22 protein-coding genes and 1 pseudogene are annotated in these 23,149 nt (G+C 71.3%); 6 read left to right on the top strand and 17 right to left on the bottom strand.

Annotated features, from left to right (window positions below; genetic code table 11):
- Positions 1–58: 58 nt before the first annotated feature.
- The gene (locus BMY61_RS48845; protein WP_370103260.1) at positions 59–133 is read right to left on the bottom strand and encodes a 50S ribosomal protein bL37; all 75 of its coding nucleotides are present in this window, start codon (positions 131–133) and stop codon (positions 59–61) included.
- 56 nt (positions 134–189) lie between these two features.
- Positions 190–1,056, bottom strand: coding sequence for an SDR family NAD(P)-dependent oxidoreductase (locus BMY61_RS25940; RefSeq protein WP_042454966.1), 867 nt, complete (start codon positions 1,054–1,056; stop codon positions 190–192).
- A gap of 572 nt (positions 1,057–1,628) precedes the next feature.
- Here BMY61_RS25940 and BMY61_RS48655 point away from each other — a divergent pair.
- Complete coding sequence (locus tag BMY61_RS48655) at positions 1,629–1,766, top strand: hypothetical protein (RefSeq protein ID WP_161791324.1); 138 nt, start codon at positions 1,629–1,631, stop codon at positions 1,764–1,766.
- A 70-nt stretch (positions 1,767–1,836) separates the two neighbouring features.
- Here the strand turns inward: BMY61_RS48655 and BMY61_RS25930 are convergent, their stop codons facing one another.
- The 3 genes from BMY61_RS25930 to BMY61_RS25920 all read right to left on the bottom strand — a co-directional run bounded on the left by BMY61_RS25930 (position 1,837) and on the right by BMY61_RS25920 (position 3,793).
- On the bottom strand, positions 1,837–2,154 hold the full coding sequence (locus tag BMY61_RS25930; protein WP_425314707.1) for a winged helix-turn-helix domain-containing protein: 318 nt from the start codon (positions 2,152–2,154) through the stop codon (positions 1,837–1,839).
- Positions 2,155–2,284: 130 nt separating this feature from the next.
- Complete coding sequence (locus BMY61_RS25925; protein ID WP_042454965.1) at positions 2,285–2,824, bottom strand: universal stress protein; 540 nt, start codon at positions 2,822–2,824, stop codon at positions 2,285–2,287.
- Positions 2,825–3,454: 630 nt separating this feature from the next.
- Entirely contained in the window at positions 3,455–3,793 is a 339-nt protein-coding gene (locus tag BMY61_RS25920; RefSeq protein WP_143094526.1) for a hypothetical protein, read from the bottom strand.
- A 167-nt stretch (positions 3,794–3,960) separates the two neighbouring features.
- On the opposite strand from BMY61_RS25920, the gene BMY61_RS25915 reads away from it, so the two are divergent.
- Positions 3,961–4,632 carry a hypothetical protein gene (locus tag BMY61_RS25915; RefSeq protein ID WP_042454956.1) on the top strand — a complete coding sequence of 224 codons (672 nt, stop codon included), beginning with the start codon at positions 3,961–3,963 and terminating at the stop codon, positions 4,630–4,632.
- 516 nt (positions 4,633–5,148) lie between these two features.
- On the opposite strand, the gene BMY61_RS48470 is transcribed toward BMY61_RS25915, so the two are convergent.
- From BMY61_RS48470 to BMY61_RS48840, 4 genes are all read right to left on the bottom strand, one after another.
- Positions 5,149–5,271, bottom strand: coding sequence for a hypothetical protein (locus tag BMY61_RS48470; RefSeq protein WP_269083981.1), 123 nt, complete (start codon positions 5,269–5,271; stop codon positions 5,149–5,151).
- Positions 5,272–5,831: 560 nt separating this feature from the next.
- A complete protein-coding gene (locus BMY61_RS25910) occupies positions 5,832–7,196 on the bottom strand; it encodes a DUF2254 domain-containing protein (RefSeq protein WP_042454953.1) in 1,365 nt (454 codons plus the stop codon).
- Positions 7,197–7,506: 310 nt separating this feature from the next.
- On the bottom strand, positions 7,507–7,689 hold the full coding sequence (locus tag BMY61_RS25905) for a hypothetical protein (protein WP_042454951.1): 183 nt from the start codon (positions 7,687–7,689) through the stop codon (positions 7,507–7,509).
- Positions 7,690–7,982: 293 nt separating this feature from the next.
- A complete protein-coding gene (locus BMY61_RS48840; protein ID WP_161791323.1) occupies positions 7,983–9,161 on the bottom strand; it encodes a hypothetical protein in 1,179 nt (392 codons plus the stop codon).
- Between the two features lie 19 nt (positions 9,162–9,180).
- Between BMY61_RS48840 and BMY61_RS25895 the strand changes: the two genes are divergently transcribed.
- Together BMY61_RS25895 and BMY61_RS25890 are read left to right on the top strand one after the other, a co-directional pair.
- A complete protein-coding gene (locus tag BMY61_RS25895; RefSeq protein WP_082015422.1) occupies positions 9,181–9,501 on the top strand; it encodes a DUF1214 domain-containing protein in 321 nt (106 codons plus the stop codon).
- Between the two features lie 147 nt (positions 9,502–9,648).
- Entirely contained in the window at positions 9,649–10,974 is a 1,326-nt protein-coding gene (locus tag BMY61_RS25890) for a DUF1254 domain-containing protein (RefSeq protein WP_042454948.1), read from the top strand.
- Between the two features lie 82 nt (positions 10,975–11,056).
- Here BMY61_RS25890 and BMY61_RS25885 read toward each other — a convergent pair whose 3' ends face one another.
- Positions 11,057–11,290, bottom strand: a complete 234-nt coding sequence (locus BMY61_RS25885) for a hypothetical protein (RefSeq protein ID WP_052439191.1) — start codon at positions 11,288–11,290, stop codon at positions 11,057–11,059.
- Between the two features lie 130 nt (positions 11,291–11,420).
- Here BMY61_RS25885 and BMY61_RS25880 point away from each other — a divergent pair, with 130 nt between their 5' ends.
- Positions 11,421–11,978 (top strand): DUF6368 family protein, encoded by a 558-nt coding sequence (locus BMY61_RS25880; protein WP_042454946.1) that lies wholly within the window; start codon positions 11,421–11,423, stop codon positions 11,976–11,978.
- 707 nt (positions 11,979–12,685) lie between these two features.
- Here the strand turns inward: BMY61_RS25880 and BMY61_RS25875 are convergent.
- The 4 genes and pseudogenes from BMY61_RS25875 to BMY61_RS25860 form a co-directional block, all read right to left on the bottom strand.
- The gene (locus BMY61_RS25875; protein WP_236656522.1) at positions 12,686–13,189 is read right to left on the bottom strand and encodes a nucleoside deaminase; all 504 of its coding nucleotides are present in this window, start codon (positions 13,187–13,189) and stop codon (positions 12,686–12,688) included.
- 72 nt (positions 13,190–13,261) lie between these two features.
- A pseudogene (locus BMY61_RS25870) lies at positions 13,262–13,519 on the bottom strand (amidohydrolase family protein); the annotation flags it as partial.
- Positions 13,520–13,658: 139 nt separating this feature from the next.
- Positions 13,659–14,918 carry a S53 family peptidase gene (locus BMY61_RS25865; protein ID WP_042454943.1) on the bottom strand — a complete coding sequence of 420 codons (1,260 nt, stop codon included), beginning with the start codon at positions 14,916–14,918 and terminating at the stop codon, positions 13,659–13,661.
- Positions 14,919–14,930: 12 nt separating this feature from the next.
- Positions 14,931–16,730, bottom strand: a complete 1,800-nt coding sequence (locus tag BMY61_RS25860) for a hypothetical protein (RefSeq protein WP_143094525.1) — start codon at positions 16,728–16,730, stop codon at positions 14,931–14,933.
- Between the two features lie 492 nt (positions 16,731–17,222).
- Here BMY61_RS25860 and BMY61_RS25855 point away from each other — a divergent pair, with 492 nt between their 5' ends.
- Positions 17,223–19,859: an ATP-binding protein gene (locus tag BMY61_RS25855; protein ID WP_052439190.1), complete on the top strand. Its 2,637-nt coding sequence runs from the start codon at positions 17,223–17,225 to the stop codon at positions 19,857–19,859.
- A 33-nt stretch (positions 19,860–19,892) separates the two neighbouring features.
- Here BMY61_RS25855 and BMY61_RS25850 read toward each other — a convergent pair whose 3' ends face one another.
- The 3 genes from BMY61_RS25850 to BMY61_RS25840 all read right to left on the bottom strand — a co-directional run bounded on the left by BMY61_RS25850 (position 19,893) and on the right by BMY61_RS25840 (position 23,132).
- Entirely contained in the window at positions 19,893–20,441 is a 549-nt protein-coding gene (locus tag BMY61_RS25850; protein WP_042454938.1) for a TetR/AcrR family transcriptional regulator, read from the bottom strand.
- Positions 20,438–21,943: an MFS transporter gene (locus BMY61_RS25845; protein WP_063773348.1), complete on the bottom strand. Its 1,506-nt coding sequence runs from the start codon at positions 21,941–21,943 to the stop codon at positions 20,438–20,440. Before BMY61_RS25845 ends, BMY61_RS25850 begins: the two co-directional genes overlap by 4 nt.
- Before the next feature lie 148 nt (positions 21,944–22,091).
- The gene (locus tag BMY61_RS25840; protein ID WP_236656520.1) at positions 22,092–23,132 is read right to left on the bottom strand and encodes an Lrp/AsnC family transcriptional regulator; all 1,041 of its coding nucleotides are present in this window, start codon (positions 23,130–23,132) and stop codon (positions 22,092–22,094) included.
- Positions 23,133–23,149 lie beyond the last annotated feature (17 nt).

Genomic DNA, 23,149 nt, shown 5'->3' with positions numbered 1-23,149 from the left:
CGGTCCGGGATTCGCCCTTCAGGGCGCATCCCGGACCGTCACGGCGGCGCAGGCTCCGTCAGGAACCGGCGCGCTTGCCGTGGTTGCCGGCCTTCTTGCGCCGGTCGTGCTTCTTACGGGCGCGCTTGGACATCTCTTCGGGGTTCCTCGTGCTCGTCGGTGGTTGCTGGAAGGCGGAGTGCCGCACCTTCAGACGGCGGAGACGGCGGAGACGGCGGAGACGGCGGGCTCGGGAGCGGCCGTCAGCTTCTCGCTGAGCTTGAGCAGGCGGTCCACCGAGCGCTTCTCGCTCACCTGCTGGCCGGCCGGGGCGATCTCCAGGCCCTCGTAGTAGCCGCCGTTGACGACCGGGAAGGCCGGGTCGCAGAGCTGGACGACGATGTCGGCCACCTCGCCGACCGGGCGGCCGACAGTGCCGTAGAGCGGGCGGGTCGCGGTCTCGGCGACGCCCGGGTGTACGGTCACGGCGGTGTGCCCGGCCGGCAGCCAGTGCGCGAGGGCGGTGACGAAGGTGGCGAGCGCCAGCTTCGACTGGCCGTAGGCGGCGATCCGTGAGTACCGCTTGGCACGCGTCAGGTCGGTCCAGTCGATGTTGGCGGTGCGGTGCAGGGACGAGCCGAGGGCGACGATGCGGGTGTCGGTGCCGCGCGCGAGCGGGCGCTCCAGAAGCCGGGTCAGCAGGTAGGGCGCCAGGTAGTTGACCTGGAAACTCAGCTCGTTGCCCGCCTCGGTGAGGGTGCGTCGCTCCGGTGCGGCGATGCCGGCATTGAGCACCAGCAGGTCGAGCCGCTCGTGGTGCTCCGTCAGCTGCTCGGCCAGTGCGCGGACCTGGTCCAGGTGCCGGAAGTCGGCGACGGCCTGTTCCAGGCGCCCTGTCGGTGCGCCCAGCTCGGTGAGGGCGGCGACGGCGGTGCTGGTGTTCTGCGCGGTCTGCCCGTGGACGATCACACGGGCGCCACCGAGGGCAAGTCGCAGGGCGGTCTGCAGGCCGAGTCCGTTGGTGGCGCCGGTGACGAGCGCGGTGCGGCCGGCGAAGGCGAAGGTGTCAGTGGACACGTCGATCCATTCGGAAAGGATGGGGTTGAATCCACGCAGGCGTCAGCCGGCGCGGATCTGGGGCGCGCGAGGGCGCTGCCGTGCAGCGTCAGCGCACGCGATGAGGCGGACGGTCCTCGAGCCGGGCCAAGGCCACGGCGGAGCAGCCCGGCGCGGTGACCGCGCGGACGAGGCTGCAGAGGAGGTCCATGCGGACCATTCCAGCGGGGCGGATGCCCGGCGACAAGCGGCCGCGCGGAGCCCTGATGCCGGGGATATGTCCGGGATGCGTTTCTTGATCTCGGCTTAGCACCTCAGGGCTGGTAGCGGTAGCCCATGCCGGGCTCGGTGACGAGGTGGCGTGGGCGTGCGGGGTCGGTGCCGGCTGCGTTCAGCGGCCACGACCGGGACGAGCTCCTCGGCAATGCGGAGGTCTCCCTGGTCATACTCAACCGGCTTGTCGACAACCTGCTCGACATGAGCCCCCTCCAGGCAGGCGCCCTCACCCCGACGGAGTGGCGCATCCTCGCTGTCCTGCTCGCCCACCAGGGGCGCTTTGGTGACCGGCCGTCAAATACTGCAACAGCTCTGAGGTGCCAGGCCACGAGCAGAAGACCGACTACCTCCGGGTCTACTTCGCCGGCCCGCGCCGCAAGCTGGAGCGCGACCCGGCCCACCCCCCCCGGCACCTCCTCACGGAGCCCGGGATGAGCTATCGCTACGAGCTCTGAACGGCGATGGCGGCACACAGAAGGGGCGCGTCCCCGGGAATCCGGGATGCGCGCCCCTCCGGCGCTCCTGCTACGCCATGGACGGGTCGTACTTGTAGCCGACCCCGCGAACCGTGGCGATCATCTGCCGGAACCCGGGCCCCAGTTTCCGCCGCAGCCGGGTGACATGGACGTCCACGGTGCGGAGATCTCCGACAGCGGCCATTCCCCAGACTCCTTCGAGGAGCTGGACGCGCGTGAACACCCGCAGCGGCTCGGCCACCAGCTGCGCGAGCAGGTCGAACTCGAGTCTGGTCAAGGTCAGCGGACGACCTCCGGCACTAGCCGTGTGGCGCAGTTGGTCCACGTGGACCGGACCGGCCAGCGGTGCCGGCGCCTCGGGGAGCATCGCGGACGGAGGCAGATCCCGGAGCATGTACCGCCGGCAGTGCCCTGCCGCACGCGGGTAGCTGACCGTCACCTGAGGAGTCCCTTCATAGGAGTCAAAGCAAGCCTGGAGGCCGGACCGGCCTGGGGTGTCAGAGGGAGCGCGCGGGTTCGTCGCGCTCCGCCTCGTCGAAGAGGTACGGGACGCGGTGGCGCGCCGCGCGGGGGAGAGCGTCGAGAAGCGGGGGCGGCGGCACGGCGAGGATGGCGCAGCGCGCACGGCCCAGGCAGAAGCGGGCCGTCGCACCGTGCACGAGCCGGCCCGGCCAGCTCCGTTCTCCGGCGCCGACCACCAGCAGGTCCTCGCAGTCGTCCGCGACTTCCAGCAGCACCGGCCCCGGGCGTCCGCGCACGACGAACGGCAGCGGCACCGGGTCGGTCGGCGGGCCACCCATCGCCTCGTCGAAGCAGCGGGCCAGCCGGGCCTTCGCCTCGCGTTCGCACAGTTTGATCAGCGAGGGCGCGCTCGCGCGCCGCTGGGCGAACTCGCCGCCGGGAGAAGACCAGGCCAGGACCACGACGAGCGGCCGCTGCGACGTGCGGGCCTCCCGGGTGGCGACGCGCAACGCCTCCAGGCTGCCGCGGCTGCCGCTGACTCCGACGACGACGCTCCCGCGGGACTGCGACGCCATGACCTCGCACCTCTTCTCCCGACCAATGGCTGCTGCCATGCGTGTGGGCGGACCCGGGGCCGCCCACACGGTCTGCCCGACGACGTGTCTGCCGGCGGGAGTCAACGGCGGGCCGACCGTGATCAGTCAACACCGAGGGGCGTCCCAGGGGGAGCAACGCGAGGCGGTTCTGACGCCGCTCATACGGGACCAGGTCTGCGCTTGACGCAGCTTTGCCGCGGGGCCCGCGGGATCGATCCGGTGGCCGACCCAGCATGCGGTCTCGGTGCGCAGCGGCCGCCGCACGCTCCTGGCTAAGGACGCGTTCGGAAGGCGACCGGCGCCGTCACCAGCACGTCAGAGTGCGAACCGGCCCGCGGTTTTCTCGGCGCCGCGCTTCTCTCGGACGGCCTGGCAGGAGTTGGGGACCGAGTCCTGCTCGCCTCCCTTCTCGCCCTGGCTTCCGCCAGCGGCGGCCTAGTGTTGGTCGCCGTGGGGACTGCATGGGCCCGGCACAGGCTCGACCAGCGCGACTGGAGGGCATGGGAGCAGGACTGGGCCCGGGTGGAATCGGAGTGGTCCGGCCGACGCCGGAACCACGGCGTCGGCGGATGGTGACGCCGTGCCCCGGGCAGGTGAAGTGACCGGACGTCAGCCGAGCGGCACGCCGACGAGCAGCCGACCGTCCCGTCCGTGGACCTCGATCCGCGACGGCAGCGTGCGCTCGCGCACGTTCGTTCCGCCTCCTCCGACAGCATGCTGACGCAGCAGCACGCCGCGCACCGCGTCCGCGAGCGGCCCTGAGAGAAACGCCTCCGTGAGCAGGGAGGCGTCGTCTCTGAGCGAGTGCAGTTGCAGCACCCAGCCCCGGCGCGGCTGAGCGCTGCGCGGCTGGGTCGGCTCGACGCTCATGCCGAGCTCGCCGAACGCCTCGATCAGCTCCTCCACGTCCACACCGTCGAGGTGCTGGAAGTTCTCTTCGAGCAGCACACGCGCCACTTGATCCCCCGTCAGTCAAGGCGAGCCCTCGTCGGGGCCGCCGTTCGGCGCCATTCCATCGCAGACAGGGATGCCCCGAGACGGCTTTGACGCCGCCCGTATACCCCAGCGGCCGATCTTGACAGTCCCTTGTCGGGGCGTTGATGTGGACGTCACAGGTGGGCCTGGGCGCCCGGCAGCGGTTTACCGGTTCCCCGTTGTCGGTGGGGCCTGGCACGCTGGAAGCGACGGAGGGGGAGCTCATGTCACTTGTCGCCGTCGGCCCGTCGGCCGACCCGTCGCTGTTCCTCAGTACGCTCGCCGGCACGCTGGCCGTGTGTTTCACGATCGGCTTCGCCGGGTTGGGGATCGTGTTGGGCGGGGACCTGCCGACGGGCGCTCGGACCAAACTGATCGTCTTCGTGCTCAGTGCGGTCGACCTGAGCGCGGTGGCGGCGCCACTGCTCCTGTTGTGGGCGCTCGGCACGGCTCATCCGTTCTTCACGCCCACAGCGGGCTGGGTGGATGCCTGCAGCCTGGGAGTCGCCGCGGTGGCCGCCGCGAACGTGGTCCTGCTGGCTGTGTTCGCTGTCCTCCCCTCCACGCGCGAACGCGTGGTCAAGGCGTGGAGCTTCCTGCGAGCACCCTCGGAGCGGGAGCTGCCCGACCGGATCGCCGGCAGCCTCAGGGTCCTCGCCGAGCACCGAGCGGCGACCGCCGTCCCGCCCCAGGCTAACGGCGGCGTCGCGCTGACCGACCGGGAGCTGCTCGTCGAACTCCTGAAGGCGGTGACGGTTCTGGTCGAACACCTCCCCGCTGAGCCGACGACAGACCGAGCGGCTCACGAGTAGCCTCCCCGCGGGAGGGCATCGTGATCGGGCTCCGCGCCGCTGGCGCTGCGCGCCAACGTCGAGCACAACCACGTCCGGCACCAGAAGATCGTGATCCTCTCCGTGGAGACCGAGACCGTGCCCCCTTCATCGCGACCTCCGACATCACCGCCGACGCCGCGGAGTACTTCGGCCTCCCGCGCGACCGCACGGTCATCATGGGCTCGCACATCGAGGTGTGACGAACGTCCGGCCGGGATCCGGGGAAGCGGCGCAGTGCTCCCGTGGTCCCGGCCGGCCGGGTTTCCGCTGCGGGCCCGAGGAAGGCCGTCGGGTCAGGTTCGGGCCCGCAGGGGCTTGGGGGCGGGGCAAGCCGCGCTGTGAGCACGAAGCGCGCGGCGGGCCCCGCCGTCAGGTATTCCACACCGGACGGCGCCCGGCGGCCACGGCCCCTGACGGGTCCCTGACGCCGGGGGCTGAGGTCTTGATGTGATCTTGGCGAGAGCCCAGGTCAGCGATGGTGTCCCCGGCCGACGGTCAGACCCGCGTGCGAATGAAGTGCGCGGCGACCCGGCCCGCAGCCTCGGCGGCCGTGGCCTCGGCGTCGTAGAAGTCGATCTGGGTGCCGCTCGTCCGGACCAGCTCCTTCTCCGCCCTCATCGCCGCGCGGAATCGCTCCGCCCCGTCGGCGATGGCTGTGCACGAGGAGGCCGGGTGCCGTGATGCGCGGCGCCGACGCGCTGCGGGGCGACCTTCCTCAGCCCTGGCAGGAAGGTCACCGCGTGGTGGATGTCGCGGATCTTCCGCTCGGGTGACGAGACCTGGCGCGGCTCGCCGCCGGACTGCCCGGATCAGGGTCGACGGGGCGCACAGTGGTTCTGCCCTGAGCTCCGGCCTCGCGGCCTACCTGGCGCTGGAGCCGCAGCTGATCGAGCTCACAGCAGCAGATGACTGCGGACAGAGCCTGGCGCATCGACGCCGTTGGCAATCACGCCCGGAGCGTTCGGTGCGAGTCAAGACGTCTGCGTCACGCCGCAGGCATGGCCGACCTGTTGGAAGGCTTGCGGTCGTGACACGACTGCTCGCGGGAGCGCTTCTGGTCGTCCTGCTCATCGCCGTGCTCGCGGGGGACCGGGTCCTGGTCCGCCGCGAGCGGCGCAGAGGGCTGTACCGGCAGGAGCCGGCCCCGACCGACGAGCCCGGCCCCGAGCGGCTGGGGCTCAACCGAGCTGTTCGTAGGTGGTGCGGACAGCCTGGTGGCTGCGTTCGACGTCGGCGCGGTCGGAGGGTTCGGGAACGGTGGCCTCGCAGGTGTGCAGGACCAGGTCCGCCTGTTCCATCAGGAGCTTGCGTCGTTCAGGGGCCTGGGTCTGGCGCATGACCTTGTCGAGTGCGTCGAGCTGGCGGATCATCACGGCGGGCATGCCGACGGACGCCTGCCGGATCTTCTCGAAGGAGCGCCGCACGAGGCGGTCGTAATCCGGTTGGTGGGCGATGACGCGGACGTACCCGTGATGGTCGCGGTGCACGTGCTGGGGCTGCCAGGTGGTGGTGATCCGGCACAGGCAGTCGCCGAGCCAGTCGATGCAGGTGATCGCGGTGAAGGTGTCGTTGACGGCCGCGGACAGGGCGCGCAGACCTATCTCCACGAGCTGGTCGAAGCCGAAGGACACGTCCTGGGTGAGGGTGCGGTAGGGGCCGGTGACGTGGCCGCGGCGCAGGGTCGCGGTGACCTGGGCCGCGGCCTGCGGAGGCCACACGTAGGCCAGCGGGTGGCCCTGGACCAGGAAGTGGCCGGGCCGGTAGGGAACGTGGATCACGGCGTCGGCGTCGCGGGCGATGCGGACCAGGCGGTCATGGCGCAGGTACTGGAGGTAGCCACTGGCGGAGGTGGTGATGACGGCGCCCTCGGTCCGCATCCGGTCGAGCAGCTCGGTCGGCGAGAGCCCGCGCTCGGGGCGCTCCGGCGCGTCGGTGCCTGTCGCACCCAGGGCGCTCTGGTCCTCGATGGCGTCCGCGAGGTCGTGTGCGATGGAGGCGACGACCTGTGGCAGCTGGATGGAACGGGCGATGTGGTTGATGAAGTAGATCAGCGTCGCCAGGTCGACCAGGGTCAGCGCGAGGGTGGTGGTGATGGACAGGTGCGGCACGAAGTCGCCGTGCGGGCCGGGACTGATCGCGACCAGGACGAGCACGGCGTAGAGGAACGTGGCGACGAAGGTCCCGAGGGTGAGCTGGGTGCCGCGGTCGCGGATGAAGTTGCGCAGCATCCGTGGCCCGAACTGGGTGGAGGCCAGGGTGAGTGCGACGATGGTGATCGAGAAGACCAAGCCGACGACGGTGATGACGGCGGCGGCGATCGTGGTCAGGACCTGCCGTGCCCCGTCGGCGCTACCACTGAGTACCCAGCTGGGCAGCTGGACGGTGCCGTTGTAGGCGGCACGGTCCACACCCAGCGTGATCGCGAACAGACCCGCGGCGGCGAGCGCCTCGAGCACGGGCACGAGCCAGAGGTTGGTGCGGCGCGCTTCACGCCGCCAGTCGGCCGCGCGGGCCCTGCTGCGGGAACGGGAGGTGCGCGGCATCGGGATCTCCGGCGGGAACGGCAGCGCCCAGGGACGCCCGCGCGTCGGCGCCGATCGGTCTGCACGGCACGCCCTCAGCTCAGGCTAACCCCGCACGTCCCGCCTGGCGCGGCGACGGGTCACCAGCCACGGTCGGGGCTCTGAGCGGTGACCGACGTCCGGTTCGGTGATCAGCCGATGTCCTCGTCGTCTCCGGTCATGGTTCGGGGCGCCCGGACTCCTCGGCCGGCGGGATTCGTCCTGGTCGGTCGGTCGGGGTCTGCTGTTCCGCGTCGATGCCTTGCGCGTCCCTGACGCGCTGCGCCCACGACTACATCAGGAACCGTGCGGCGATGCGACAGTCGGCGTGGAAGTTGGGCTCGGCGCCGTCATCGGTGTCGTCGGCCGCGCGCGGTTGCGGCTGCGGCTGCGGCAGGGGCAGGAGGGGCAGGGGCCACAGGGGCTCCCACTGCCCTGCCGGCTCGAGTGGGGCAGTGATGACTGACTGGCTCATGGCCGTTCGCCTCCGGGGTTCGCGGCGCACACTCTCGTCGCCGCTCTTCAAGATCCAGGGGATCACTCGGCGGGCTGCTGTGCGGTCTGCCTTGACGAGATCACTGCGCCCGAGCGTCCGACTCTGACGCCGCCTTGACGCCCGCGCGGCGTGGGGCGTCCGGGACAACGAATCGGACGCCCGGACCGGGCCTCGCAGGGGTGCAGAGCGCCGTGCGGTGTGACTGCAGCCACCCCGCCGCCACTGGGACGACAACATTCACAGGAGCCGCGTCAGGAACGCGTCAGGACGGCTCACAGCGCCGGGAGCAGCGGGAATAGCGTCTGGTCTGCGGCCAGAGTTGCCCATGGCAGACGGGATGCTGACGACTTCTCATGCTCATCGGAGGGGCGAGAACGATGGCTCGACACCTGAACGGCGACGACCCGGAACCTGAGGAACTCGTCCCGGCCGGACTGCTGGCAGTCCCGGTCCGGTCGGGTCTCGCAGGCGACGTGCTCCGACTGTTCCGCACCGCGCTGGGCGTGCGGACAGTGGTCGGCTTCACCAGCCGGCGGCAGCTGTCCGCCGTGCTCGGCGCGCAGCAGCGCTCGATCGTGATCTCCGAGGCGGCGGTCCGGCAGATGACTGCGGAACTGGGCGTCGCCCAGCTGGTCGTCGACCCCCAGCTGGTGGCCGCACCCGCCGTGCCGCTGCACTCCGACTCCCGTCACGGCTGGGCCTCCCTGACCCAGGACAACGCCGCTGTGCGTGCGGCCTGAGGAGGACGGACCATGGCTCTCACACTGCCCAGGCCGGAGACCGCCGTCGCTCCCGAGACGCCCTGGCTTCCGGTCTGGCCCGCGTCGACGCGGGCGTTGGAAGGCGTCCTCGGGCAGGTCGAAAGCGGTCGCAAGGCGGGTGATCTCAATCGCGCTGTTCGCGGCGGCGGCAGGGATGTCGGCGGGCCGCGCGGCCCAGACGGCACCCACGCGCAGGGGCGCGGTCACGGTACGGGCGATCCGGCGGTGGATTCGTGTCAGCAGCGCCCGTTCGGCCGGGCCGGGTGCGAGGACGAGCAGGTGGCCTGGGCGGGCGGCGCTGAGGAGGGGGCCAGGCAGCTCCGCGGCCAGTGCGGCGCGGACCCGGCGCGCCTTGCGAGCGGCAGCGGTGCCGCGGTAGCCGGGAGAGGCTGCGGCTTCCTCGGGGTCCTGGCCGATCTGGAGTGCCAGCACGGTGAAGTCCTGCGGCAGGCGGATGCCGAGTGCTGCGGCTCGCGTGGCTGCTGGGCGTCCGGCGAGCAGGTCTTCGGCGAGCTCGACCGCGAGGTCGGCCCCGGCCAGGAGCGAGGCCTGCGTCTCGTCCTGGAAGGCCTGCAGGGACACCGTCATGGCCAGACCCGTGCCCTGCTGCACACGTTCCGCGAAGGCGCCGAGTTCCGCGGCGCCGCCGTGGAAGCGTTCCTGGAACGCACGGAGCAGGATGGCGGCCATGGCTTAGTGGGCTGCCAGCATCTGGTCGAAGCGGACCCCCTCGCCTGCACGCTCGCCACCCGCCTGCCGCTACTGGGGCGTCCACCTCAGCAACATCTGGTGGCAGTCCCTCGAGGACCGCAGCCCCCACAGCTCGATCAACCACGGCAACGCGACCCTGGAACCGGACGGCTCCGTCCGCCTCGTCGTGGCCCACCGCGACCCGGGCACACCCAACTGGCTCAACACCGGCGGACGCCGGGAGGGCTCGGTCCTGGTGCGCTGGCTGTTGCCCGAACAGCAGGGCATTGCCGTCCGACCCCGGACCGAGGTCATCACGATCCCGCACGCCGGCAGCTGACGGGACAGCCCCTCCACCGCGCGGGGGCCGGCCATCACCGCGACACGCGCGGACCGAGCACGCGGCGAGCCGACGCCCAAGTGGCGTAGTGCCCAGCCGCGGGTCAGGATGCAAGATCAGACAGCCCGATGCGAACCGAGGTGCGCGATGAGCAAGGATCTGGAACAGCTGGCCACCGAGGCCTACGTGTACGGCTTCCCCCTCGTGTTCAACCTGGACCAGGTCGAGCGCTTCACCACCCAGGGCATGGGCAGCATGGCCGCGGCCCCGTTCAACAGGTTCAGCCACGCAGGCAAGCTCGCCGGACCGGACGACACCTTCGTCAGCATCAACAACGACACGATCTACTCCATGGCCCAGATGGACGTCAGCGATGGACCGGCCCTGCTGCGGGTCCCGGATGCCGACGGTCGCTACTACGTGCTGCAGTTCGTCGACGCCTGGACCAACAACTTCGCCTACGTCGGCCGCCGGGCCACCGGCACCAAGGCCGGCACCTTTCTGCTCACCCCGCCCGGCTGGCACGGCGACGTCCCCGCCGGGGCAACCGTGATCAGCGCCCCCACCACGGTGTTCACCATCGTCGGCCGCTGGGCCTGCGACGGCCCCGACGACCTGCCCACCGTCGCAGCACTCCAGGCAGGCCTCACCATCGAGGCCTCGTCCGCAGGCCGCGGCCTGCCCGCGATCCCACCCGGCACCGAACGGGCACTCACCTTCTACCGGCGCCTGCGCAGCTACCTCAAGGCGTTCCCGCCCTCAGCCGCCGAACAGGACCAGCAGCGCCGCTTCGCCCCGCTGGGCCTGCTCGACACCGAAGACCCCTTCACCGCGCCCTCCACCGAACTGCACCAGGCCCTGATCGCCGGCTTCAAGGCAGGCCAGGAAAAGGTGGAGACCTTCACCTCGAACGGCGGCAGCCCGACCCAGAACGGCTGGAAGCTCACCTACCACGCCTTCGACTACAACCTCGACAACCTCGGCCCCGGCACCCTCAACGACCCCCGCTGGATCATCCAGGACCGCGCCGCCGCCCACCTCGTGCGCGCCGCGGCGGCCCGCGCCGGCCTGTGGGGCAACCACGGCTACGAGGCCGCCTACACCATGACCTGGAACGACGGCAGCGGACAAGCCCTGGACGGCCATCAGGCCTACACGCTCCGCTTCGACACCCCGCCCCCGGTCGACGCGTTCTGGTCCGTCACCATGTACGACCTGCCGGACTACTACCTGGTCGCCAACCCCATCGACCGGTATTCCATCGGTGATCGCACCCCCGGCCTCCGCTACGCCGACGACGGCTCGCTCAGCCTCCACCTGCGCCCCGACGCCCCCACCGACCCAGCTGCCCGCGCCAACTGGCTCCCCACGCCGGCAGGGCCGTTCCGACCCATTCTGCGCATGTACGAACCCAAGCCGGCAGTCTTCGACGGCAGTTACACCCTTCCGCCAATCACCCGCACGACCCCCTGAGCGGCTCCGCAACGGGCGAGGACTTCGCGGTTGAAGTGGTATTCGAGCAGGCAGCGGCGCTGACACCCGGGCGCGGTCCTGGTCATCCTGCGTCCCGTTCGCGGGCGTCGAGGGCGCCGGCCAGGGCGCCGAGGAGCCGCCCGTTCCACCAGGCTCGGCCGCGCGGGTCGCGTTCGCCGGGGGCGGTGCAGCCGCGGCCGGTCTGGCAGATCACGAACGGGGACCCGTCCAGTACCTGATGGAACATCAGGATGCCGCCGCACCATGGGCAGGGCCGGTCGTGGATCTGCACGTGGCGCTCGCCGATGCCGAGCACGCGCGCGGTCTGCCGCTGGTGCTCTGACCGGGATCGTTCGCCGGGATGGCGGCTCGATGCTCGGCCGACTGGATGCGAGGTCGTGAGAATTTCAGCGGTGTCGAGCCAGGCAGCGGGCTAGGCTCCCGGCATGGCTGGTCCAACCCTGGTGATCGAATTGGCGGAGCCCGTCACCTCGGCTGCGCTGGCTGAGTTCAGTGCGCTGATGCGAGGGCTCTCCACCCACTTCGAGCAGCGGCGCCTCGGATACTTCGACGTCAACGTGCCCGTGGAACGGCTGGGCATGGATGCGGCGACGGCGCTCGATGCGCGGGAGGTGGACGGTCGTCGGCCCTTTCTGGTCTACCTGATGGGGCCGGGGGTCGGTGACGAGAGCATCTTCGAGGCCGAGCACGCGGACGAGCCCGAGGTGGAAGCTGTCCTCGGCTTCAAACCGACCCATGCCGTAAATGTGAGCGCCGGCTGCAACCGTGGGATCGACCACACGGCCACTGCCCTGCTCACCGCGGCAGTCGTCGACGTCCTGGGAGGTGTGGTCAAGGCCGAACTTCTGAAAGGCCAGGGGGCGGTGGTCGCCGGACTTCCAGGGGTGCTGGGCCTCGCCGACGAGGAGTGTCCGATGGTGCTCGGCACTGCGGATTTCCTGCGGGCCTGGGTCGACCAGCCCGGCTTCAGGCTGGTCAAGTAGCCCAGCGGCGGAGCCAGAGCCCGTGTCACGCGGCAACACGGGTCGGCCGCGCAGACGGGATGGAAGCTGAATCCGCCGAAGTACGGCAGCTACCGACGCCTCGTATTGCCGCCGTTCTCGCTGGGCTGCTGGGCGAGCTCATGGCGTCCCACGGCGGCGAGTACCTGTTCACCTCGCACAAGCGCGATTGTCGACGGCGCGGATGCCGAGCCACGACGCAAGGGCACGCCGGGCCGTCCAGAGCTGCTCGCGGTGCCAGACGTGACGGGCATGGTGCCCCAGGGCTGCGCCACAGACACAAGGTCTGGTGCGATGAGGATGGCCACCCTGTAGTGGCCGTCGAGGCGCGGATGGGGCACAAGGTCCAGGGGGCAGGGGGTACGTATAGCCACGTGTCCGCCGAGATGGAGCGGCGGATCCAGGAGTCGCTTCAGCGCCGCTGGGAGATGTCGATGGAGCAGAGTGGTAGCGGACTGGTAGATCCACTTTGGAATCGTGCTGCATCGCCCCAGCACTCTCGTGCATCGAAAGCGCAGTCAAAAGCACTCTGACGAGATCGCCACTCCGCGACACGGGAGCAAACTCCGAGCCGGCTTGGCCCAGGCGGGCGTGACGGTGAGCTCCGCCCGGCGCCCATGTGCGGCGGAGCCTTCCGGGGACTGTTGCGGCTCGTGACCGCCGAGGCGCGGCGCGATCTTCTGGAGTGCCTAGGCCCAGAACCCCTCGTGCACGGCGGCGGACTCCTCGAAGAGATGTGGTCCCGATACGGCGACGGTGTTGCCGCCCGCCGCGAACACCTGGCGGCAGGGCAGGTCGAGCAGCGGTTCGTCGGGGTCCGCGGCGGCGATGACGTTCAGCTCGGTCGCGGCCAGTGCGTAGACCACCCGGGGGATGCCGCTCCAGTAGATCGCGCCCGAGCACATGGGACACGGCTCGGTGCTGGTGTACAGGGTGGCGGTGGCCAGCTGATCGGGTGTCAGCGTGCGGGTGGCCAGCCGTACGAGGTTCGTCTCCGCGTGGCACGTGACGTCGTGCTCGGTCAGGACGGTGTTCTCGGCCGTCAGCAGGACGTTGCCGGCCGGATCGGTGAGGAGCGCGCCGAACGGATGGTTGCCGTGCTCGCGTGCGCCGGCAGCGAGGTCGATGGCTGCGAGCAGGTGAGTCCGCTCACCGTCGGTCAGGGGGGTGAACGCTGACTGCATGGATTGCATGACGTACTCCTGGTAGTGGGTGGGGGCCCGACTCAAGGTTCGCGCACGGTCGGACCGGTGGGCGGGATTGTTTCAGAGCGCCCTCAGCAGCCGAGCGAGCGGCTCACCCATGCGGGAGGCCGCGTCACGGCTGGCTTGGAGGACTTCCTGATGGTCCAGGGTGCTCCGGTCATTCCGGCTGCCAGGTTCGTCACCGGGCCAGTCGGAGCCGAGGAGGCGCCGTTGCGGCCCCAACGCGGTGAACGCGATGTCGGCGGCACGGCGCAGGTCGTCCGTGGTCCATGCGTGCCAGTCGGCCTTGGTGACCAGGCCGGAGAGCCTGGCCACGGTGTTCGGCCGCTCAGAGCGGGCGCCTTTCCACTTCCGGAAGGGCGCCCGCGATCTGCCTGCCTACGGATTCAAGAGCGCACAGCGGTCGGCAGGCAGCAGCAGCGTGCCGACCGCAGGCGATGTCGGGGCGTAGGCGTCCTCAGAAGGCCGACAGGCCGTTCGGCGTCCCGAGCCCCGTCGGACCGTCGTACCCCGGGACGGCGGTGCAGAGGTAGTCCCCGGCACAGGAGCCGTCAGCTCCTCCTGCCACGTCGTTCAGGCCGGCGGTGGCCGACGGCGCGTAGAGCGCCGAGGCGTTCGGGAACTTCGCCGGGTTGCCGGCCTGCGCGACCACGCCTGCCAGGAACGGGGAGGCGGCACTGGTGCCGCCGACGACGCCCCAGCCGGGGGTGCCGTCGTGGGGGTCGGTGTCGTAGACCGCGGGACCGGTGTTCGGGTCGGCGTCCGCCGAGACGTCGGCGGTCATGCGTCCGGGACAGTCCGGGTCCTTCTGCCAGGTCGGCTTGTCGATCCAGGCCGAGCAGCCGCTGCCGGCCCCACCCCACGCCGTCTCGCTCCAGCCGCGCGCGCTGGAGTCCTTGGTCAGCGAGGTGCCGCCGACGGCGATCACCGAGCTGTAGGCGGCCGGCACGATCGGGATGCCGTAGCCGCTGTCGCCGGAGGAGGCGAAGATCGCCACCCCGGGGTGGGCGTAGTCGTGGGCGTAGGCCTGGACGCCGTTGCCCTCGGTGGCGCCGTAGCTGTTGGACACCTCGGTCGCCCCGAGCCGCACGGCGGTGTCGACGGAGGCGGCCAGGTTCTGCGAGTAGGCGTCGTCGGACTCCACCAGCAGGATGTGGCACTGCGGGCAGGCCGCCGACACCATGTCCACGTCCAGGGCGATCTCGATGCCCCAGCCCTGGTCCTTCGGCAGCGGCGCCGAGGCGCCGGTCTGGTTCACCTTCCGGAAGCAGCCGTTGGCCGTGGTGCAGGCCGGCAGGCCGTAGGTGGAGCGGTAGACGGCGAGGTCCGCCTCGGCGGTCGCGTCGTCGCCGGCGTCGACGATCGCCACGGTCTGGTTCGTGCCGCCGGTGCTCGGCAGCTTGTAGGCCGCCTGCAGGTCGGCCGGGCCGAAGCCGGATGGCAGCGCCGTCGCACGGCCGGTGACGGCCGCGGCCGCCCTGCCGCGCACGCCCAGGCCCTCGTGCACGTCCGTGCGGACCTCGGCCAGGCAGCGGTCGTACCCGGCCTTCGCCGCCCCGCACACCTGACGCACGGGGGACGAGACGGTGTGCGCGACGGCGGTCGGTCCCGCGTAGGCCGTCGTGGACAGGGCCGCCATCGAGGCGGTCGCCGTCAGGGCCGCCACGCCCACCGCGGCTGCCCCGAGACGGAAGCGGGATCTGGATATCAGCCTCATGGTCACTTCCCGTCAGCCGATCGTGTAGGCGTTGGTGATGGTCTGGGTGATGGAGCCGCCGATCGAGTCGGTCGCGGTCACCCGCAGCGAGGGCATGCTGCCCTTGGCTCCGGAGTCGGGCCAGATGGCCAGGTAGTGGTTCCGACCGGTCGGGACGGTCGCCGCCGGCGTCCAGGTGGCGCCGCCGTCGAAGGAGACCTCGACCTTCGCCGAGGTGGCCGGCGCCTGCGAACCCTGTCCGTCGTAGCTCTCGTGACCCACGGTCAGACTCAGCACCGAAACGGCGTGGCCGGTGTTGCTGCCGTCGGTGCTCAGTTGGTAGTTCAGGTTCAGCATGGGGAGGATCCGGCACGAGGTGGGATCGCTGAACCCCTCGTAGCAGGAGTCGGCCGGCGGCAGCGTCAAGTGCGGGTCGGCGGCCGGGTTGTAGACGAACGTCAGGTCCGTGTGCGTCTTCGTGGCCTGGGACACCGAGCTGATCCCGCTCGCGTCCACGTCGAACACCGCGCGGTAGGTGTCGACCTGCTGCGGGATGTCGGACAACCACGCGCCCACGCTGGGCTCCTGGGCGATCTGCCGGCCGTCCCGGTAGACCGTGACGTTCTCGACGGTCGGGTTGGGGTACCCGAAGGGCACCTCGTAGTAGCCGGACGTCTCGGGTGCGCTGTCGGTGAAGTCACCGTTGAAGCCGATGCCCATCGATGTGCCGGCCACGCAGGCGAAGCAGAGGTTGGGGCCGTGGAACTGGCCGACCTGCGGGGCCAACGGTCCGTGCCCCCAGGTGCGCCAGACCTGCTGCCCGCCGGTGAAGCTCGGCAGGTCGCCCGGCTGCAGGCCCGCGAACCCCTCGTCCGGCGCCCTGCCCAGCTCCGCGAAGTAGCTCTGGAGCCATGCGAATCCGGCGGGCAGGGGCGCGGTGACGTAGTCGGTCAGGCTCTCGGGCACCGTCACCGGATAGGTGCCGACCAAGCCGCCGAGCTGCTGGCTGCGGACGCCGATCTGGTACAGGCCCGTGTGGGCGGTGTTGGCCGCATCGGTGTCGAACGTGTAGTGGAGCGAGGCCAGTCCGCTCGCCGACACCGGGTACGTCTCGTTCGCGGGAACCCCGTCGGACTGCGGGAGCAGGACGTCGTAGCGGTACGGCGCGCGGGTGCCCGCCGGGCTCACCCCGTCCCACATCGCCTGGGAGCTCAGCCTCCCGATCGTCGGTGCGCCCTGCGGGGAGACGAAGACGTTCCCTGCCGCGACGGCCTGGACCGGGATCGCGTTGCCGACGGCGTCGGTCCGGGTCACGTCCAGCGTGACGTTGTCCGACGTCGCGGGCCGCGGCGTGGCCGCGGTGACCTGGGCGGTGGCGGCGCGCTCGTCGGCGGTGACCATGGAGACGCCGGTGGTGTTCGGGACCACCAGGTTGTCCTGCAGCACCAGGCGCAACCCGGTGGCATTGCCGCTCGCGTCGTACTCGGCGAAGCCGGTGTAGATCGCGTAGTTCCCCACCGGCAGGGCCACGCGGGCCACCCCGCCGATGTCCGGGATCACCGCGGCGAACTTGCCGGCGGAGTCGACGTTCATCACGAAGCTCAGAGCATTCTGGGCCGGAGCCGAGGCCAGGTCCTTGGCGTTGATCTGGACGATGTGCAGCGGATAGCCCGACGGGGCCTGCCGCGCCCGCGTCACGGCGACCGGGGCTGTGGAACGGGACAGTTGCGGCACGTCGTACTGTGCGGTGTCGAGCGATGCGACGTGGGAGAGCGCGGAGGCCGGAATGACGTAGGTGTGTCCGTTGCCCGGATCGAACTTCAGGAACGGCACGGTTCTGCCGTCGTGCCCGACCACGTTGTAGGTCCGGCTCCCACGTGCCCCCTGATAAACGACTCGGTCACCGCCCGGCAGGGTGATGCCCGAAGCCGGAGCCGCGCCCGGGAGTGGTACTCCGGGCGGCGGCGAGGCGCTCGCCGACGGCGTCGCATAGGCCGACGCGCTGCCGGCCGGCGGAGCCAGCGCGAATCCGGTCGCGCAGGCCAGCGCGAGGCCGGCCTTGACGCGGCCGCGCTTTCGCAGTTGTCGGACCGACGTTGATGGTAGTGCTCTCACCAGCAGGACCTCCAGAGAACGTGTGAACCGCGCAGGGAATGCCGCAGCGTTGCTGTTCGTCGGCAGAACACCTGTGATTCGCCCGCTGTCACCCTATGAACGCGCTCTTGCCGCCGACCATGACGAGTCGGATGATGCTTTCCGGCGGAATACCAGGCAGTTTCGTGGTCGGACTGATCGCCCGGGCACGCCACGAGAGGAGGGACGACGATGACGCCGGAGCTTCTGGGCGGTGACCTCCGCGCCCTCCGCAGGGGCAGGGGCCTGTCCATCGAGGAGTTGGCGACGCGCGCCGGGGTGAGTGTGCGCGCGATCAGCGAGATCGAGCGCGGCCGGACCCGACGACCGCACCCGAGCACGATGCGTCGTATCTCCGGGGTGCTGGGCGTCGTCCAGGAGATGACACACAGTCAGGTGTCGGCTGTTGTCGATGCGGCGTCCGGTCTCCTCAGCGACGGCGGCTCAGTGGGCCCGTACTCCCCTGAGGCGCGATGTCAGCTGCCCGCCGCGACACGGTTGTTCGCCGGCCGCTCGCGCGAGACGGCCGTGCTCACCGCGGCTGCTACCGCGTCGGAATCCGTCGGCTGGCTGGTGATCGCCGCGGTGGACGGGATGGCCGGGATCGGCAAGAGCGCGCTGGCGATTCACGCCGCTCATCAACTGAAGGACCGTTACGGCGACGGCCAGCTCTTCGTGGATCTGCACGCCCACTCCGCCGGGCGGGAGCCGATGTCCGCGGCTGACGCCCTGGAGACGCTGCTGCGGTCCCTGGAGGTGCCGGCGCAGGCGATCCCGCCTGGTGTGGAGGCGCGCGCCGCCCTGTACCGGTCCCGGCTGGCCGGTACCCGCACGCTGGTCCTGCTCGACAACGCCCTCGATGCCGCCCAGGTTCGACCACTGCTGCCGGGCGAGGCCGGATGCCTGGTCCTGATCACCTCCCGGAGTCGCCTGACCGGGTTGGACGACGCGCACACGCTGACGCTGGACGTGCTCGACGTCGATCAGGCCGCGACGTTGCTGCGTCAGGTCGCCGGGCCGCAGCGGATTGCCGACGACGAGACGGAGGCCCTCGCCGAACTGGCCGAGCTGTGCGGCCGGCTCCCGTTGGCGCTGCGGATCGCCGGAGCGCGACTGCGCCACCGTCCGGCCCTGCGCGTCGCGGACCTCGTCGCCCAACTGCGGGGCGCGACCGACCGCCTGGTCCACCTGCGCGACACCGAGCGCGACGTGACCGCGGTCTTCGCCACCTCCTACGCCCGGCTGCCCGAGGCGGAGCAGCGCCTCTTCCGCCTGCTCGGTCTGCTCCCCGGCGACGACATCGACGCCTGCGCCGCCGCGAACCTGGCCGGTCTGGGCGACGTGCGTACGGCCGAGGAACTGCTGGAATCCCTGCTCGACCACAACCTGCTGCTGCAGCACCAGTCCGGCCGCTACCGTCTGCACGACCTCGTCCGCGCCTACGCCCGTGCGCTGGCCGTGCAGGAGGCACCCGGCGAGTCGGGCCCCGCCGCAGCCCGACTGCTGGACTACTACCAGCACACCGCCTGGTGCGCGCAGGCTCTGGTCACCTCGACTCCACGGCTCCCGGTCGAGGGGCCCGCGCCGAGGGTCGCGCCCACGCTGGCCGACCGAACCGCGGCCTGGGCGTGGCTGCGCACCGAGCGGGCCAACCTGCTGTCCGCGTTCCGCCAGGCCGCCACCGACGACCCGCTCCGGGCCGTGCGGCTCGCGGGGGCGACAGCCTCCCTGCTGGCGACCGACGGCTCCTGGGACGAGGCCATCACCGTGCACGCCACGGCCGTCGGCCTGGCCGAGCGGCTCGGGCAGCCCGCCGTCCTGGGTGCGGCGCTGACCGACCTGGCCTATGTGCGGGCTCTGACGGGAGACTTCACCGGCGCGGCCGCCGACCTGCATGGCGCAGTGGACCACTGCGAACGGGCCGGCGCGCACCTCGGGCACGCCAACGCGTTGACCCTGCTGGCCCAGATCAGCGCGTTCACCGGCTCGCGCGCACCGGCAGAGCGGCACCTCCACCACGCGATCGTGCGGTACGCGCGACTCGACGAACGTCTCGGACTGGCCAACGCCCACACCCAGAGAGGAACCGTCCACCGGCTCAACGGTGACTACCCGGCCGCCGCACGCGACCTCCACGCCGCCCTTGCCGGGTATGACGCGCTCGGGGACCGGGAGGGGCAGGCCACCGCCCTGTCCCATCTCGGCGTGGTCCACGAGACCACCGGCGACTACTCCACCGCCACCCGCTACCAGCAGCAGGCTCTGCAACTGCACCGCCAGGCCGGCAACCGGATCGGCCAGGCCAGGGCCTTCCTGGGACTGGGCCAGGCCTACGCCCGCGCCGGAGACCACCTCGCCGCCATCGACGCGGGGCGACGGGCGCTCGAACTCTTCCGCGAGCTGGCCGACCCCAACGGCCAAGGCAACGCGCTGGGCAACCTCGGCTACTTCAAGCGCCTGGCCGGTGACCCCGAGGACGGGCTCCCGGATCTCCAGGACGCCCTCGACATCTTCCGCCGCATCGGTGCCCGGGGGAACGAGGCCTGGGCCCTGGACCTCTATGCCGGTACCGTCGCCGCCACCGGCGACCACGCCCGCGCCCTGCGGCTCTACCGCGACGTCCTGGACCTGGCCCGCGGGACCCACATGACCGCGGTCGAAGCCGCCGCCCATGCCGGTATCGGCGAGTGCTACCAGCACCTCGGACGCATCGCGGACAGCGGAACGCACCTCGACCAGGCCTTCGACATGTTCCAACACCTCGGCCTGAAGAGCGAAGCCGCACGTGTCCGAGCGAACGTGGACACGAGGCGAACGCCTGGCCGCTGAGCTGGTTGCCAGCGGGGGCCGGGGGAGGACCTGTCAGCGCGGTGCCAGCAGCTCCAGCACCAGCGCGACGATCTCCTCGGTTCCGGCCTCCGCCAGCGCCTGGAAGGTGCCGCTGCTCCGTGACAGGCTCACCCCGACGAAGGCGGCCGCGGTCAGCTCCGCCCGCAGCTGCGGGCGGTCCAGGCCCTCGCGGGTGAAGCGCTCGCACAGCGGGTCGACCAGCCGTCGGCGCAGCTGCTCGGCGGCGGCCGCCTGCACCTCGGGATCCTCGTGAGGGGCGACCGCGGCTCGGAGGATCGGCCCGGGGCCGCGTCGGGCCGCGTGGTCGAGCAGGGCCCTGGCCCGCTCGGGCTCCAGCAGGTCGGCCGGATTGGCGCCGGACTGGTCGAGCTGGAGCGTGGCCAGGTAGAGCTGTGCCTTGCCGCCGAAGTAGCGGGCGATCAGGGCCGGGTCCACGCCGGCCCGCTCGCCGATCTCCCGGATGGTGCTGCGGTCGAAGCCGCGCTCCGCGAAGAGCTCGGTCGCGGCCGTCAGCAGGAGCTCACGACTTCGGGCCGAGTCCCGTCGCTTGGGCGCGGTCACCGGGGAGCCCGGCCGGCCGACGCGGTGGCGCTGTCCTCCGCCGTCTCGGCGTCGGCGATGCTCTCGTCCATCAGCAGCTCCTCGTCCATGGCGACCGTGCTCCGTGCCGGGGCTCCGCGTCGCGGCAGGACGATGCTAACCACAGCGGTGACCACCCACACCGCGCAGCCCAGCCAGGCGGCTGCCTGGTACCCGCTGTTCTCGGGCAGCAGGCGGCCGGCGGGGGTGTGCGCCTCCAGGATGACCGCGCTCAGCACGCTTCCGGTGGAGTAGCCCACGGTCCGCAGCACCTGGTTGAAGCTGATGGCGCTACCGGTCTCGTGCGCGGGTACGGAGCTGACGATCAGTCCGGGCATCACCGCGAAGGTGCAGCCGACGCCCAGCCCGGCGATGCCCATGATGACGAACAGCTCCCACAGGCTGTTCCGGCAGAACAGGAACATCACCATCGACAGCAGCGAGACGACGCAGCCGACCGGCAGCACCAGGGCGGTGGAGGTGCGCCGGGCCAGCAGCGGCACGAGCTTGCTGGAGGCGACGCTGGCCGCGGAGAACGGCAGCAGCACCAGGCCGGTGACCAGGACCGAGGTCCCGAAGCCGTAGCCGGCGGCGGCGGGCGTCTGGACGAAGCGGGTGACCATCGACATCAACATGTACATCGCCACGCCCGCGATCAGACCGGACATGTCGGCGGTGAGCACCACCCGGTTCCGAAGCGACCGCAGATCGACGAGCGGGTGCGTGGTGCGCAGCTCGTGGAAGGTCCACCAGGCCAGCAGGACCAGGGCCGCGGTGGTCAGGCCGAGCAGCCGGGGCGAGCCCCAGCCCCAGATCCCGCCCTCGCTCAGCGCGAGCAGCAGCCCGGCCAGCCCGACGCCCAGCAGCACGGCGCCGAGCGCATCCAGCGGACGCTTCTCCCGGCCGTGCGCCGTCGGTACCACCAGCACGGCGGCGATCAACGCCAGGGCACTGATGATCGCACCGAACCAGAAGCCGGCGTGCACGCCCCAGGACTCGGTGATCAGCCCGGTGAGCGGGTAGCCCAGGCCGACGCCGGCCACCGTGGTGATGGAGAGCAGCGCGACGGCCGGGCGCGACCGCTCGGCCGGCAACGCGTCGCGGGCCGTGGCGATGGCCAGCGGGGTCAGGCCCAGGCCGAGGCCCTGCAGCCCCCGTCCGACGATCAGGCACGCGAACCCGAGCGGCAGCGCCGCCAGCACGCTGCCCAGCAGCACCACCGTGAGGGCGCTGATGATCACTCGCCGCCGGTGCGGCCCGTCGCCGAGCCGTCCCATCGTGGGTGTGGCGACCGCGCCGACCAGCAAGGTGATGGTCAGCGACCACTGCGCGTCGGACAGGGAGACATGGTCGACCGAGGCGATGGTGGGCACCAGCGGAGACCCCAGGCTGCTGATGACCGCGACCACCATGCCGAGGAACACCAGGACCGGCACCAGGGCGCGCTCTCGAAGGCGGCCGGGCGCGGCGTGCAGGGCGGTCATCGAGGTTCTCCCAAGATTGTCATCACATGATGTCTTCGAATGATGACATGAGAGCCCGGGGAAGCCCAAGGCGGTCGCCGTCAGGGTGAGCGCCGTCACTCCTGCGAGGCCCTGTCGCCCGATTTTTCGTGTGCGGCTGACGTGCCGGTCAGCGGGGGCCCGCTGTGGGGATCCAGGCACGCTTGTAGTGGCGCAGCAGCAGGGCGGTCTCCAGGTCGACGATGCCGTCGACGTCCGCGAGGCCCCGCCGGACGAAGGTCTCGAAGTCGGCCGGAGAGCGGTGGCTCGAGTAGCCGAGCAGGTTGCTCGAGCCGGTGGTGATGACCAGATGGCGTACGGCCGGTTCGCCGGCGAGACGGCGGAGCACCGCGTCCAGGTGCCGCGGCGCGACCGTGAGGCGGAGGCGCGCCTCCACCGGGTAGCCCAGGAACGACGGTTCGGCGTGCAGCCGCAGGTGCAGGACGTGCGCGGAGAGCAGGCGGCCCAGTCTGCGGCGGGCGGTGGTCTCGCCGACGTTGAGTTCACGGGCGAGCCGGGTGGTGGAGATCCGCGCGTCGTCCTGGAGGAGCCGGACCAGTTCTCGGTCGAGGTCGTCGATGGTGATCGGTGCGGGCAGGGGCGCGCCCTCCGCGACGAGGCGTCGGATCGGGGTCGGCTCGTCGTCGTACGGAGCCCAGTCGTTCGCGGTCAGCAGGAGCTGCAGGACGATCGCGGAATGGACGCCCACCACGCCGTCCATCCGGCCGATCGAGCCGTCGATCGCGGCGAGCAGGTGCTCCGGGGTGGGGGCGGTGACTTCGGCGAACGCGTCGAGGGAACCCGTCGCGACCTCGACCGAGCGGGTGTCCGGGCGGCGGGCGAGCGCGAGTGCCGTCTCGTGGAGCCGTCCCGGTGCGCAGCGCACCGCGAGTTCGGCGATGACACCCTCGCCGAGCCGCTCGGGGACGAGTGAGGCGGTGAAGCGGACCTCGCCGGTGGCCGTCATGCGCTCCAGGCGCCGGGCGACGGTGCGCTCGTGCACGCCGGTCGCGGCGGCGATGTCGGAGAAGACGGCGCGAGGTTCGCGGTGCAGCGCGCGCAGGATCGCGTGATCCAGGGCGTCGAGAGGGAGGGGATCTCCCGCGAGGCCCCTGTCGGGACCGGCCGGTCTGCCTGAATCCGCCGTCTGCATGGTCGCCTGTGCCTCCATCGTCCGACTTCTGCCCC

This window comes from Streptacidiphilus jiangxiensis (assembly GCF_900109465.1).
GTDB classification, from domain to species: Bacteria; Actinomycetota; Actinomycetes; order Streptomycetales; family Streptomycetaceae; genus Streptacidiphilus; species Streptacidiphilus jiangxiensis.
The sequence above is the reverse complement of the archived record's forward strand: the minus strand, read 5'-3'. Positions and strand labels throughout refer to the sequence as shown.